The organism is Gilvibacter sp. CC01 (genome assembly GCF_055755295.1).
Map to the genome: position 1 here is coordinate 255,267 of NZ_CM146909.1, position 13,341 is coordinate 268,607.

General features: G+C 42.9%; 12 protein-coding genes. 4 read left to right on the forward strand and 8 right to left on the reverse strand.

The window, feature by feature from the left end:
• Positions 1 to 9: 9 nt before the first annotated feature.
• The 3 genes from AC0J2F_RS01265 to AC0J2F_RS01275 are packed head-to-tail and all read right to left on the reverse strand — an operon-like array spanning position 10 to position 4,070.
• Positions 10 to 1,329 carry a glycosyltransferase family 4 protein gene (locus AC0J2F_RS01265; protein ID WP_473008241.1) on the reverse strand — a complete coding sequence of 440 codons (1,320 nt, stop codon included), beginning with the start codon at positions 1,327 to 1,329 and terminating at the stop codon, positions 10 to 12.
• Positions 1,330 to 3,789, reverse strand: a complete 2,460-nt coding sequence (locus tag AC0J2F_RS01270; RefSeq protein WP_473008243.1) for a YfhO family protein — start codon at positions 3,787 to 3,789, stop codon at positions 1,330 to 1,332.
• Positions 3,790 to 3,812: 23 nt separating this feature from the next.
• Complete coding sequence (locus tag AC0J2F_RS01275; RefSeq protein ID WP_473008244.1) at positions 3,813 to 4,070, reverse strand: DUF4834 family protein; 258 nt, start codon at positions 4,068 to 4,070, stop codon at positions 3,813 to 3,815.
• A 107-nt stretch (positions 4,071 to 4,177) separates the two neighbouring features.
• Here AC0J2F_RS01275 and AC0J2F_RS01280 point away from each other — a divergent pair, with 107 nt between their 5' ends.
• Both AC0J2F_RS01280 and AC0J2F_RS01285 read left to right on the forward strand, forming a co-directional pair.
• Positions 4,178 to 5,182: a transporter gene (locus AC0J2F_RS01280; protein WP_473008246.1), complete on the forward strand. Its 1,005-nt coding sequence runs from the start codon at positions 4,178 to 4,180 to the stop codon at positions 5,180 to 5,182.
• On the forward strand, positions 5,179 to 6,297 hold the full coding sequence (locus AC0J2F_RS01285; RefSeq protein ID WP_473008247.1) for a GTP cyclohydrolase: 1,119 nt from the start codon (positions 5,179 to 5,181) through the stop codon (positions 6,295 to 6,297). The genes AC0J2F_RS01280 and AC0J2F_RS01285 overlap by 4 nt, the downstream gene beginning before the upstream one ends.
• A 48-nt stretch (positions 6,298 to 6,345) precedes the next feature.
• On the opposite strand, the gene AC0J2F_RS01290 is transcribed toward AC0J2F_RS01285, so the two are convergent.
• From AC0J2F_RS01290 to AC0J2F_RS01300, 3 genes are all read right to left on the reverse strand, one after another.
• Positions 6,346 to 7,608 (reverse strand): aminotransferase class I/II-fold pyridoxal phosphate-dependent enzyme, encoded by a 1,263-nt coding sequence (locus AC0J2F_RS01290; RefSeq protein WP_473008249.1) that lies wholly within the window; start codon positions 7,606 to 7,608, stop codon positions 6,346 to 6,348.
• A 124-nt stretch (positions 7,609 to 7,732) separates the two neighbouring features.
• Positions 7,733 to 8,773 carry a PLP-dependent cysteine synthase family protein gene (locus AC0J2F_RS01295; RefSeq protein ID WP_473008251.1) on the reverse strand — a complete coding sequence of 347 codons (1,041 nt, stop codon included), beginning with the start codon at positions 8,771 to 8,773 and terminating at the stop codon, positions 7,733 to 7,735.
• Between the two features lie 83 nt (positions 8,774 to 8,856).
• Positions 8,857 to 10,995 carry a S9 family peptidase gene (locus AC0J2F_RS01300; protein WP_473008252.1) on the reverse strand — a complete coding sequence of 713 codons (2,139 nt, stop codon included), beginning with the start codon at positions 10,993 to 10,995 and terminating at the stop codon, positions 8,857 to 8,859.
• A gap of 73 nt (positions 10,996 to 11,068) precedes the next feature.
• On the opposite strand from AC0J2F_RS01300, the gene AC0J2F_RS01305 reads away from it, so the two are divergent.
• Entirely contained in the window at positions 11,069 to 11,395 is a 327-nt protein-coding gene (locus tag AC0J2F_RS01305) for a YbaB/EbfC family nucleoid-associated protein (protein WP_374957923.1), read from the forward strand.
• Here AC0J2F_RS01305 and AC0J2F_RS01310 read toward each other — a convergent pair.
• Both AC0J2F_RS01310 and AC0J2F_RS01315 read right to left on the reverse strand, forming a co-directional pair.
• A complete protein-coding gene (locus AC0J2F_RS01310) occupies positions 11,392 to 11,847 on the reverse strand; it encodes a thioredoxin family protein (RefSeq protein ID WP_473008253.1) in 456 nt (151 codons plus the stop codon). The two genes, AC0J2F_RS01305 and AC0J2F_RS01310, sit on opposite strands and share 4 nt — an antisense overlap.
• A gap of 103 nt (positions 11,848 to 11,950) precedes the next feature.
• A complete protein-coding gene (locus AC0J2F_RS01315) occupies positions 11,951 to 12,769 on the reverse strand; it encodes an OmpA family protein (protein ID WP_473008255.1) in 819 nt (272 codons plus the stop codon).
• A gap of 224 nt (positions 12,770 to 12,993) precedes the next feature.
• Here AC0J2F_RS01315 and AC0J2F_RS01320 point away from each other — a divergent pair, with 224 nt between their 5' ends.
• On the forward strand, positions 12,994 to 13,317 hold the full coding sequence (locus tag AC0J2F_RS01320; RefSeq protein WP_473008257.1) for a YegP family protein: 324 nt from the start codon (positions 12,994 to 12,996) through the stop codon (positions 13,315 to 13,317).
• The last annotated feature ends 24 nt before the right edge of the window (positions 13,318 to 13,341 follow it).

Genomic DNA, 13,341 nt, shown 5'->3' on the forward strand with positions numbered 1-13,341 from the left:
GAACCCTTGTCAAGACGAACTTTGTCTGGCAAGGGTTTCGCTTTTGAGTACTCTAGCCAATTGCTGGCTAAGTGCTTTTCTGTCGAATTTAGAAATGGCCTGCTCCTCTAATTCAAGGGACCGCGTTTTGTAAGCCCTATAGGCCTTTAAAAAGTAGGCTCCCAAATAATCTGCTGTGAGTTCATCATAATTAAAGAATTCACCACTCCCCGACTCCTCCAATAACTTTTTAATATCACTGCCCTTGGGCCCTATAGCTAATATTGGTCTTTTAGCCATCATATACTCAAAGAGTTTTCCTGGTAAGATGGCTCGTGTTTCTGGCGAGTTTATCTCGAGCAATAGAAGCAATTGACTTTGATGTTGTAAGGCTATAGCTTCGCTGTGATCTACATAGCCCTTAAACTCCGCATGTTCGAGAAGACCGTGGGCTCTTAAGGAGTCTTTTACTTCCTTTGCAACCACCCCGGCAAAGACGAGGTTCAGATCTTTCTTAAAGGCAGCATTATTGGCACATAAATATGCCAGTATCTTCCAGAGCGGTTCCGGATTGCGCTTGGCCAAAAGTGAACCAATATGAGATATACTGAAATTGTTATCTAGATCAATTGGATTCTCCGGTTTATTAGACCTGTCGTAACCGTTGGTAATGACACTAATCTGCTGGTTAGAAATTCCTTCAAATTCCTTTTTTGTAGTTGGACTGGTCACCAAGATATGATCTGCTGCTTGCAGCACAGCAGCCTCTAACTTTTTGTGCTTTCTGGCGTTCCAAGGCAATAAACGCAAGGATTTATGGTAGCCAATAGTTGTCCAGGGATCTCTAAAATCTGCCACCCAAGGAATTCCCAACTCCTTTTTAAGCTGCAAACCAATAAGATGAACACTGTGCGGTGGACCAGTTGTTATTACTGAATCGTAATGATTCTCCTTTAAATGACTCATTAAAAACTTGACCGATGGTTTTACCCAGGCCTTTCGCGCATCAGGAATAAAGAAGTTGCCTCGAACAAACAACAGAAACTTCTTTAAAAGAGAAGGATCCTCGTCTATAATACCTTTGCTCAAGGTTTGTGTAGCGCCTTTGTCCAAGCGTTTACCAAGGGCGTAGGGTTCCCAAATGGGATATTTTAAAATTTCCAAGTCTCCCGGAACCTCTTGAACTAAGGCCTCATCCATGATAGGATACGACGGATTCTCTGGAATGTATACCGTTGGTTTAACACCAAATTCGGGTAAGTAAGTGCAGAACTTTAACCAGCGCTGTACACCTGGCCCACCTGCAGGTGGCCAATAATAGGTGATTACCAGAACTTTCTTAGGTTCCATTTATACTGATTCAGACTGCGAATTTCTGTAGTTCCAATAGCCAAATCCCAAAAGTACCAAAACAAAGATTCCTGCAGACAACAAGCTCAACATGCTGCCGCGCTGTATCACTTCTGGCTCAAAGGAGAAAACGATCTCGTGTTCTCCTGCAGGCAAAACCATTGCTCTAAGGGTATAATTCGCTCTAAAATATTCTGTCTCTTGTCCGTCTACTGTTAGTTTCCAACCTGGCTTGTAATACATCTCAGAAAAGACCACTAAGCCTTCTGCGGCGGTCTTACTGTTGTAAACCATACGATTCGGAGCAAACTCCTTGAGTGCTATGGTTGCGGTAGAATCCACAACAAAACGCTTCCCACTGAGCCTATCGGCAAATTCTTGGTGAATTACTGCCTTTTGTTTGGTATTGATATTAGCCAAAGCCTGAATCTCCTCGTCTGCCGAAGCTACCAACTCGTAATCGGTGACAAACCAGGCATTGCCATTGGCACCGGAGTTCCGCTGCGCATAAGGCCCGCCATTATCTCCAAAGCGTATCAAGTAGCGCACATTGAACATATTGATGATGTTCATATTGGGTTGTTCTCCCATCAGATAGAATTCGTACAGATCGTGAATACGCCCCATTTTAACGGCACTATAACCACCCAGAGCATTGTGGAAAAAGCTCGCACGACCACTGGTAAAGGCACTGGTGGTCATGTCGTAGACCCTAAAGAAGCCATCTTTATCTTGCTCTATCTGAATATCGGCGCCATTGCGTTGGTAGGGCTGCTCCATTACACGCATATCTACAAAGTCTTCTTCATTTACATAGCGCTTGTCTACTCCTACCAAATCGATCAATAACAAGACCGCCAATAAGCCAACAGCTAAAGTTTCTTTAATTGCATTTCTTAGCAAGCCAAAAAGTACTGCTATAGTTGCCAGAACCAAGCCTAAAGAGCGCAGACTATCTTCTTTGAAAACAGCTATTCTATCGGCTTGAATTCCCTCAATTAGTACAGGGCCAGCCTCTCCAAGGGCCGCTGCAACATCGGCATCATAAGGAGCTTGAAAGTCGAACAAACTAGATCCTAAAAGGTAAAAAACAAGCAGCAAACCGGAGACAATTCCTCCGGAAATCAACAAGGCTTTTCGTCTAGCCTCTTTGGTGTTAAAATCATTAAAGAGTTGATGCAGTCCGATAACCGCAGCTATAGGTAGCAGTAGCTCAATGATGACTTGTATGGAACTTACAGCTCTAAACTTGTTGTAAAGCGGAACATAGTCAACAAATAGCTCGGTCAGGAAGGCAAAGTTCTTTCCCCAAGACAATAAGAGACTCAGCAGTATACCTCCCAAGAGCCACCAGCGCAGTCGGCCCTTTATTAAAAAGAATCCTAAAAGTGCTAAAAAGACCACTATGGCCCCAACATATGCAGGAGCTTCTACTATGGGTTGATCTCCCCAATACATGGGTAAAGGCACTTGTCGCAAGATATTGTTGGCCTCTTGAGGTGGGATTCCTAAACTGCGCAAAGCGTCTATAAGCTGGCTTTCTTCTGGCAAAGGTTCTCCAGAACCTCCGCCCATAAAACGCGGGACCATTAAATTAAAACTCTCCAGTTTGCCGTAGCTGTATTCGGTGATATAATCATAAGGTAAACCGTTAGTCACTTCTTTAGGGGTTCCGTCTGGCTTAATTTTGAGCTCGCTTTTTCCACGCATGGAATAAGGAGCGTATTCGGCCGTAGCCAAAATATTTGCACTGTTGAATCCTATTGCCAAAAGCACCGCAGCACAGAGTATTCCTACGGATTTAAAGAAATGCGGCAACTGTTTTCTGCGGAAGGCATCTATTAAATACGCCAAGCCCAAGACCACAACCAATAACAAAAGATAATAGGTCATCTGAAAATGGTTGGCCACCAGTTCTAAGCCCATTGCAACCGCCGTAAGCGCAAATCCCCAGAGATACTTACCTCTGAAAGTAAGAATTATTCCACTGAGCACTAAAGGCATATAGGCAATAGCATGCGCTTTTAAGTTATGCCCCACCCCTAGTATGATGATAAGGTAGGTGGAGAAACCAAAGGCGAGCGCACCCAGGAAAGCCAATTTGTAATCTACTTTCATAACCAGCAATAAAACATACATACTGATCAAGTAGAGGAACAGATAATCTGCTGGACGTGGTAAGAACCGCAGTGTAAGGTCTAATTTTTTAATGAGGTGATTCGGATAGCGCGCTCCGATCTGATAAGTTGGCATTCCGCCAAAAGCACCATTGGTCCAATAGGTCTCCTCTCCTGTCGCAGCTTTAAAATCACGTTGTTGTTTAGCAATACCGTTAAACTGAGCAATGTCGCTCTGAAATATGGTTTCGCCTTGTAGTACTGGGCTAAAATAGATCAGTGAGGCAAGGACAAATAAAATTAAAACAATAAGGTGAGGAAGCGCTTTTTTTAAGGCGGCCATAAGTGCGGATTTAGGCTTCCAAATTAATCAATTTCTTCATAATCGATATAGTCGCCAACAACCTTAGTAGATTCTCTTTTGGACTGTGGTTTACTGTGGACATGGACACTGCCTTCTGGCTTAGGGGTTTGCTGCTGCTCAAAGGACCCGAACTGGCTTTCGAATCGCTGCTGCAGCTTTTTACTGGCATAACGCAGTATATAGGGCACCGCAAGCTTCAATGCGAAACGCAAGAGCAACAATACCAAAATGACAATCAAAAACGTTCTTAATGCATCCATGCACTTTAAATTTACTGTAAAGGTAGGGATTCAGGGCTGAAGAAGCCGCTAAAGAACTATTAAAAAACTAATAAATTCTGCTATCTTTGACTGCAAACCAGTACCCCATGAACACCCGCTTTTGGCTTCTTGCCTGCCTATTTATAGCAAGTACTCAGGCTGTTCTGAGCCAATACACTGAAACCATAAATTCAAACAGACCTGGAAATTCTCAGGGGGCTTTTGCCGTGGGCCGCAATGTCTTGCAACTAGAGCTCGGATTAGGTCTTGGACAAGAAAATCACGACTTACTCAACACAGAAGCAAGCGCTTTTAGTTTAGACTATGCCGTGAGATACGGCTTGTTTATGGAGCGCCTTGAGATCAATGCTATTGGCGCCTACCAGCGCAACGAGGTTACCTTTGACGACGGTTTTGTGACCGGCGAGTTCACCCAAGCTAACTTTAGACTCAACAGCCTCGGGGCAAAGTATTTGATATACGACCCTTACAGAAAACGAGAGTTGGAGGGCCCGAATCTTTACAGTTGGAAGGCTAATAATACTTTTCAGTGGAGAGATCTTATTCCGGCTATCTCTGTTTATGCCGGGGCCAACTTCGACTTTGAGGATAACCCTTTCACACCAGAGGACGAATTGACTATAAGTCCGAGAATTGCGATTATTACGCAGAATAACTTTTTAGGCGGATGGGTATTTGTTACCAATATCATTGTAGATCGCGTTACCACCGAGTTTCCATCGTACAGCTATCTACTAACCCTTACACATGCCTTTAGTGAGAAGTTTTCGGCTTTTGTTGAAAATGAAGGAATTAAGAGTGATTTCTACGCAGATCAACTCTTTAGAGGTGGCGCAGCCTATCTGTTCAATAATGACTTTCAATTAGATGCTTCAGTTCTTCTGAATTGGAAAGACACTCCTACTAGAACCTTTTTCAAGATCGGAGCTAGCTATCGCTTTGATATGCATGGCCAAGATGAGTACTTGGAAGAAGAAGGGCCGGATGGAGAAGCCATAAACAAAAAGGACAACAAAAAGAAGCGACGCAAACGCCGTGACGATGTCGAGATAGAAGATGATGGCGGCAGTATTTTAAGAAATCGCCCATGATCGAAGTCAAGAAAATAACCGACCAAAAAGACCTTAAAACCTTCGTCAAATTTCCGTTTACACTCTACAAGGACTGTAAATATTGGGTTCCACCATTGATCAATGACGAGTTAGAGACCTTGAGTCAAGAAAAGAACCCTGTTTTTAAAAATGCAGAGGCACATTATTTCTTGGCCTATAAAAACAACAAGGTAGTTGGACGCATTGCCGCTATTGTAAATCATTTGGAGATCAATGAGCAGGGTAAGAAAAAAATGCGCTTTGGCTGGCTAGATATGATCGATGATCTGGAGGTTACCAAGGCTTTATTAGAAGAAGTAAACAAGATCGGGCGCAGCCACAACTTAGAATATGTGGAAGGTCCTGTTGGTTTCTCTAATATGGAGAAGGCTGGTATACTCACCATGGGGTTTGAAGAACTCAATACCATGATCACTTGGTACCACTACCCCTACTATGCTGAACATTTCCAAAAGCTTGGCTTTGAAAAACAGGCCACCTGGGTTGAATATCGTATGCAGATCCCGGCAGAGATGAAGGAAAAGGTTAAAAAGTTCTCAGCGATCATAAAAAAGCGGTACGAATTGGAAGTGATCCGTTTTAAGTCTAAAAAGGAGATCATTCCTTATGTAGATGATATGTTTGGACTACTGAACAATACCTATAACAGCTTACAGACCTTTGTGCCGATACAACAGTATCAGATAGACTATTACAAGGAGAAGTATTTCAATTTTATCCACCCAGATTATATTACTTGCATTAAGGATTCTGACGGCAAATTGATCGCCTTTTCTGTGGTGATGCCGAGCTTTTCTAAGGCATTAAAAAAGGCCAACGGCAAACTGTTCCCTTTTGGATGGTATCATTTATTGCAAGCGCAAAAGAAGAACGACACCGCTGCATTCTATTTAATTGGCATAGACCCTGAATATCAAGGTAAGGGAGTTACGGCTATAATATTTGCAGAAATGCAGCAGCTCTTTAACAATAAAGGCATTAAAGAAGTGGAGACCAACCCGGAACTCGCTGAGAATACAGCTGTTCAGTTGCTTTGGAAGGATTACGATCCGCAGCAACACAAAGAACGCAGCACCTTTAGAAAAGACTTATAAAAAAAGCCACCAATCAGGTGGCTTTTCTATTTTTATCTCAGACGATGATTACTCGCCCATAGAGGCTGCTAGTGCAGCAGATAGTCTTTTATAAGTTCCGTTCTCTAGACGCTCTCTAATGGCAGAGAATGCATCTAAAGTCTGGTCAATATCTTCCATAGTGTGTGATGCTGTAGGGATCATTCTAAGTAGAATTAATCCTTTAGGTATCACTGGGTAAACCACTATAGAACAGAACACTCCGTGATTCTCACGTAGGTCCTTAACCAAAGCCATAGCTTCTGGAATACTTCCTTTAAGATATACCGGAGTCACACAACTCTGGGTAGTTCCTAAGTCGAAACCGCGCTCGCGCAAGCCACCTTGTAAGGCATTTACATTAGCCCAAAGCTTGTCTTTGTATTCTGTGCTTGAACGCATCATATCCAAACGCTTCAAAGCTCCTACAACCAACTGCATTTGTAACGACTTCGCGAACATTTGCGAACGCAGGTTGTATTTCAAATAATTAATGATCTCTTCATCTCCAGCAATAAAAGCTCCTGTAGATGCCATAGACTTAGCGAAAGTAGCGAAGTACACATCGATATCGTCTTGTACGCCTTGCTCCTCGCCTGCTCCAGCACCAGTTTTTCCCAGTGTTCCAAAACCGTGAGCATCGTCAACGAACAAACGGAAATTATATTTTTCTTTTAAGGCTACGATCTCTTTGAGTTTTCCTTGCTCACCGCGCATTCCAAAAACACCTTCGGAGATCAAAAGGATCCCGCCACCGGTCTTCTCTGCTACTTTCTCAGCACGCTTCAAGTTCTTTTCGATACTTTCCATATCGTTGTGCTTGTAAGTAAAACGCTGACCAAGGTGTAAACGCACCCCGTCAATAATACAGGCGTGAGCGTCTACGTCGTATACAATAACGTCGTCTTTAGAGACCAAAGCATCGATGGTAGAAACCATTCCTTGGTAACCAAAGTTCAACAAATAAGCAGCTTCCTTGTTTACAAAAGCCGCAAGCTCATTCTGAAGTTGTTCGTGAAGGTTGGTATGACCACTCATCATTCTAGCACCCATTGGATAAGCCGAACCGTATTGCGCAGCAGCTTTTGCATCAACCTTACGAACTTCTGGGTGATTCGCCAATCCCAAGTAGTCGTTCACACTCCAGGTGATAACTTCCTTGCCGTTGAACATCATTCGATTACCGATAGGCCCTTCTAATTTTGGGAATACAAAATATCCTTCTGCAGCTTCTGCCCATTTCCCAAGAGGTCCTTTGTCTCTGTAAATCTTTTCGAATAAATCCTTTGCCAAATCTTTGCTATTAAAGTTTCCGGGCAAAAGTATAAATTTATTCCTAATTATCAGGGTTTTTCCTGAATTCCTGCCCATAAAAAAGCCCCGCAAATGCAGGGCTTAACTATTTTGTTTAAGGGTCTTATTTGACGTATTGTATGTTGCCAACGACCTCTTCGTGTTGAGCGTCAAAGAAGCCTTGTTCTTTCATCCACTTGTCTGAGTAGACTTTGCTCATATATCGAGAACCGTGGTCTGGTAAAATCACCACCACTATATCGTCTTTTTTGAAATATCCTTCCTCTGCTAATTGTTGAACACCTTGAAGCGCTGCTCCGGAAGTATATCCGGCAAACAAACCTTCTTTAGTTGCTAACTCACGAGCTTTGTGCGCACTTTCTTCGTCTGTTACCTTTACAAACTGATCGATGCTATCAAAATCTGTAGCCGTAGGAATCAAATTCTTTCCAAGACCTTCTATGCGATACGGATAGATCTCGTTCTTGTCGAACTCACGGGTTTCGTGGTATTTCTTTAATACAGAGCCGTACGCATCTATGCCCACGATCTGAATATTCGGGTTCTGCTCTTTTAAATACTGAGCCGTACCAGAAATAGTTCCGCCGGTACCGCTACAAGCAACCAAATGCGTGATCTGTCCACCGGTTTGTTCCCAGATCTCTGGGCCTGTGGTCTTGTAGTGAGCGGCAGTATTTAATTTGTTGAAATACTGATTGATATAAACCGATCCTTTGATCTCATTGTGCAAACGCTTGGCTACCTCGTAGTAAGAACGCGGGTCGTCTGCAGCTACGTGCGCTGGGCAAACATAGACCTGAGCTCCCATGGCGCGTAACATGTCGATCTTATCACCACTCGACTTTGAACTAACCGCTAGAATACATTCATATCCTTTAATGATACTCACCATGGCAATACTAAAACCAGTGTTACCTGAGGTAGTCTCAATAATGGTGTCGCCAGGATTTAAAATACCTTGGCGCTCTGCTTCCTCAATGATGTGTAAGGCGATGCGGTCTTTAGAAGAGTGTCCGGGGTTGAAAGCTTCAACTTTTCCGTAGAAATTACCGGGAATATCGGCAGTAATTTTGCTCAATTTGACAAGCGGTGTGTTCCCAATAAGAGAAAGCACGTTGTCATGTGCTTGGATTTTGTCCTTCATAAATTCTGCTTAGTCAGTAGAAACACGCTTATCAGCAACGATTTACGGTTTCAACCCTGCAAAGTTAAGTCAAAAATTTCAAACTACTCGGTTATCCCTTCCAAATCAAGTAAGAAGGCCCAATTTCTCGCCACTTCTTTCAAAGCCTCAAAGCGTCCGGAAGCACCGCCGTGGCCAGCTTCCATATCGGTATGCAACAACAACAAATTGCCATTTGTCTTCATGTCTCTGAGTTTAGCCACCCATTTTGCCGGCTCCCAATACTGTACTTGAGAATCGTGCAAGCCTGTGGTGACCAATAGGTTTGGATAGTCCTGAGCACTCACCTGATCATAGGGAGAATAAGACAACATATAGTCGTAGGAATCTTTGTTGTTCGGATTACCCCACTCGTCGTATTCTCCAGTTGTTAGTGGAATAGAATCGTCTAGCATGGTGGTAACCACATCCACAAAAGGTACAGCGGCAATTACACCATTGTACAGCTCTGGAGCCATATTTACAACAGCTCCCATAAGCAAGCCTCCCGCAGATCCGCCGTAGGCATATAAATGATCGCTCGAGGTGTAACCCTCTGCTATCAAGAACTTAGAGCAGTCGATAAAATCGGTAAAGGTGTTCTTCTTTTTAAACATCTTTCCGTCTTCATACCACTGACGCCCCATATACTGTCCGCCACGAATATGCGCAATAGCGTAGATAAAACCGCGATCAAGCAAGCTAAGGCGTGTTGTTGAAAAACGTGGATTGGTCGTAGAACCATAAGAACCATAAGCATATTGCAATACTGGATTCTTTCCATTCTTTTTCATTCCTTTTCGGTAGACCAAAGAAATCGGAATTTTGGTTCCATCTTCTGCTGTGGCCCATACACGCTCTGAAGCGTAATTATCTTTGTCAAACTTACCGCCCAAGACCTCGGTCTCTTTCATAACTGTAGACTCCTTAGTGGTCATGTTAAAATCGATCACTGAAGCTGGTGTGGTCAAAGAATTGTAACCGTAACGTAAAACGTCTGTGTTAAAGTCCACGTTTTGCGTGGTATAGGCTGTATAAGTCTCACTGTCAAAAGGCAAGTAATATGCTCCCTCTGGGTTAGCCCAAGGAATAATCTTGAGTTTATTAAGTCCGTCAGAGCGTTCACTTACCACCAAGTAATCCTTAAATATGTCTATATCCTCTAAGAGCACTTTTGGGTCGTGCGCAATGACCTCTTCCCAGTTTTCCTTCGCGGTATTGGTAACGGAGGTCTTCATGAGTTTGTAGTTCTTAGCTCCGTCCTTGTTGGTTAAAATGTAGAAGTCATCTCCAAAATGAGAAACGTAATACTCCAGACCGCGCTCTCTTGGCTGAATGGCTTTGAATTCCCCTTCTGGGTCATTGGCATCCAGATATTGAAACTCCGAAGTTAAGGTACTGGTGCTACCGATCATCAAATAATCGTCCGACTTGGTTTTATATACGTAGGTGTAAAAAGTATCGTCTTCCTCGGTAAAAACCAAAGTTGGGTTTTTAGGATCATCTCCTAGCTTATGGCGATAGATCTTATCGCTGCGGAGAGTAACCGGATCCTTTCCTGTAAAAAATAAGGTCTGGTTATCATTAGCCCATTCAGATCCCGCCGTGGTCATTGGAATGGCCTCGTTGTAAATCTCGCCAGTTTCTAGATTCTTAACGTAGATAGTGTAATTTCTGCGACTCACCGTATCTACACCAAAGGCGACGAGCTTGTTATTAGGACTGACGTTGATACCACGTAAATTGTAGTACGGGTAACCTTCCGCCATTTCGTTCACATTGAAAAGGATCTCTTCTTCAGCGTCCATAGATCCTTTCTTGCGCGTGTATATCGGATAATCCTTCCCAGTCTCATAACGGGTAATATAGTAGTAACCGTTGTAGAAATAAGGTACAGAAGCATCGTCTTCTTTAATACGACCCTTCATTTCTTGGAACAAGTCCTCCTGAAAGGTCTTGGTATGCGCGGTCATTTTGTCAAAGTAGTCATTCTCGCGCTCCAAGTAGTCGATCACTTCTTCGTCTTCTCTGTCGTTGAGCCAGAAATAGTCATCAACGCGGACGTCTCCGTGAATTTCTAAGTTCTTGGGCTTTTTATCTGCCGTGGGTGGCGTAATATTCATGGCCGCTTTTGGTTTTTGATCTTGTTTACAGGAAGCTGCAAAAATAGTGCAAACTGCTAAGATGAGGATCTGCTTGAACATGATTTTGTTTTTCGAAGGTTTAGGTATAGGCCCTCTAAAGTAGTAAATTTGCAGGGAATAAAATCTTAAAGCTATGTTTGGAGATATTATGGGAATGATGGGTAAACTCAAAGAAACCCAAGAGAAAGTCGCTCAGACCAAAGAACGACTCAATACTGTTTTAATAGACGAGCAAAACTCAGAAGGAACTATAAAAGTAACCCTTACGGCCAATCGCGAGATAAAAAACATCAGCATTACCGAAGAACTTTTAAGTGACAAAGAGCAATTAGAAGACTATTTGGTGATCACCTTAAACAAAGCGATCGCTCGAGCCACTACTGTAAATGAAACAGAATTAGCTGCAGTAGCTAAAGAGGGTATGCCCAATATTCCTGGGCTAGACAATATGTTTGGCTAATAATTCTCGGCTATCTTTTCCAATAGCTCGAAGTGGTAGAAAGTTTCGCGCAGACTGCTGTAACCAGATACCTCTCCTATTTTTCTCCCTTTGTGATTGTAGGCAATTAACAATGGGAAAGAGCGCTCCGGATTGTATCTCTTTAGGATGTCCTTATTATAAGCTAGCTGCTCTGGACTTACTATATCGATACGACGCGGGATATCTATCATGACTAATAAATAATCTTTGGTCAATGTTTTGAATTCGTCAGTTGAGAAGAAATCTTCTTTTAATTGAATGCAGGGAGCACACCAATCACTACCTGTAAAATAAAGCAATACGGGCTTCTTTTCTTTGCGAGCTTGTTTTTGTGCTGCCTCCAAATTAGCCATCCAAAGAAGCTGCTGCTCGGCCTGCGCCATTGTCTGCTGGCTGAATAAGACCGTTAATACCAATAATAAGATTCTCATACTGCTTGATTTGGGAACAGATATCGTGCCAAAAATGAACAAAAAAAAGCGAAGTCCCAAATTTATAGGACTTCGCAGCAGGTAGTTCACAGGATTCTAGTGATTACTGAATAATTCTGAATTGAGTTCTGCGGTTAGCTCTGTGTTCGCGCTCAGAACAAGAAACTCCATCAGCGCAACGGTTAAGTAGCTGAGACTCTCCGTAACCGTTAGAAACGATACGGCTAGCGTTGATCCCTTTAGAGATCAGGTAGTTAGTTACCGCTTGCGCGCGACGCTCTGAAAGGTCTTTGTTACTAGAAGCAGTACCTCTAGAGTCTGTGTGAGATGCGATCTCAACCTCTTCTACACGAGCAGGCTCAATAACTACACGCTTAGTATAGGTAGCAGGCACTTCAGATACTGGAGTTGAAGTAGTACTAGCATCGTTAGCCAAACGCTGTACAGATACGGTTTCGTACTCGGCTGGATACCCTTTGTAACACCAGTAACGACAATCGTCTGGGTTTGCAGATGCACAGTCAGGAGCGGCAGTTCCTAGCTCCCATTGCGCATAAGCTGGTTTGATCTCAAGCGTCTCTGAATCGCTAGAAAAGCTTGCAGGGATAACGCGTAGCGTAGAAGCTCCTTGTTTCTTGACATAAGAGATAGTTTCAGTTCCCCATTTTTCTGGTACAACTACTAACTTCTTTCCAGCGGCTTTCACCATAACGCGCTCGGTCACGGTTTCATACTGTGCAGGAACAGTCTTTAACACCTTATAAGCAGGCTTAACCATTACTTGCACATCTTCATTTACATAAACGTCTGGTGTAGTACAACGCACATAACACTTTCCGGGTTCTGGGTTGGTCGGAAGGTCTTGAGCATGAGTAAGATTCGCGAGACCCGCGGCCAGGATTAGTAATACAATTTTTCTCATTGTGATGATTGTTAAATTATGATGGCTCAAAACTCTAAATCTAAGAATGGTTATTAACAAACCTTTAAGCTTTCTTGCGGCATAAATCGACAAAAAACATCATTTTATCGACAAAGCGTTATAAACATAATTTTTTTGAGCTTGGACTAGCTACGGAAAGATTTCTAGCATTTTTTTCGGATATTTACTAAACAAAGCGAAGTTTAACACCAAATAATACAAACATGTTTGAATTAAAGCAAAAAGAAGGATCAGATCAGTATCACTTTGTACTGAAGGCCAAAAACGGGCAGGTAATCCTTTCTAGCCAAGTTTACACGAGCAAGAGCGGAGCAATGAACGGTATCGAATCTGTTCGTACGAACGCTAGCGATGACGCTAAGTTTGAGCGTAACACAGCTAAGAACGGCAAATTCTACTTTAACCTAAAAGCTGCAAACAGCCAGATCATTGGTACTAGCCAGATGTATGCTGCAGAGGCTGGAATGGAAAATGGAATTCAGTCTATTAAAAACAACGCTCCGGACGCGGACGTTAAAGAGGTATAGTCACTACGCCTTCAAAAAATCAAA

Coding starts and splice junctions, on each gene's coding strand:
- AC0J2F_RS01265 (WP_473008241.1), bottom strand. CDS start 1,329: ATGGAACCTAAGAAAGTTCTGGTAATCACCTATTATTGGCCACCTGCA.
- AC0J2F_RS01270 (WP_473008243.1), bottom strand. CDS start 3,789: ATGGCCGCCTTAAAAAAAGCGCTTCCTCACCTTATTGTTTTAATTTTA.
- AC0J2F_RS01275 (WP_473008244.1), bottom strand. CDS start 4,070: ATGGATGCATTAAGAACGTTTTTGATTGTCATTTTGGTATTGTTGCTC.
- AC0J2F_RS01280 (WP_473008246.1), top strand. CDS start 4,178: ATGAACACCCGCTTTTGGCTTCTTGCCTGCCTATTTATAGCAAGTACT.
- AC0J2F_RS01285 (WP_473008247.1), top strand. CDS start 5,179: ATGATCGAAGTCAAGAAAATAACCGACCAAAAAGACCTTAAAACCTTC.
- AC0J2F_RS01295 (WP_473008251.1), bottom strand. CDS start 8,773: ATGAAGGACAAAATCCAAGCACATGACAACGTGCTTTCTCTTATTGGG.
- AC0J2F_RS01300 (WP_473008252.1), bottom strand. CDS start 10,995: ATGTTCAAGCAGATCCTCATCTTAGCAGTTTGCACTATTTTTGCAGCT.
- AC0J2F_RS01305 (WP_374957923.1), top strand. CDS start 11,069: ATGTTTGGAGATATTATGGGAATGATGGGTAAACTCAAAGAAACCCAA.
- AC0J2F_RS01310 (WP_473008253.1), bottom strand. CDS start 11,847: ATGAGAATCTTATTATTGGTATTAACGGTCTTATTCAGCCAGCAGACA.
- AC0J2F_RS01315 (WP_473008255.1), bottom strand. CDS start 12,769: ATGAGAAAAATTGTATTACTAATCCTGGCCGCGGGTCTCGCGAATCTT.
- AC0J2F_RS01320 (WP_473008257.1), top strand. CDS start 12,994: ATGTTTGAATTAAAGCAAAAAGAAGGATCAGATCAGTATCACTTTGTA.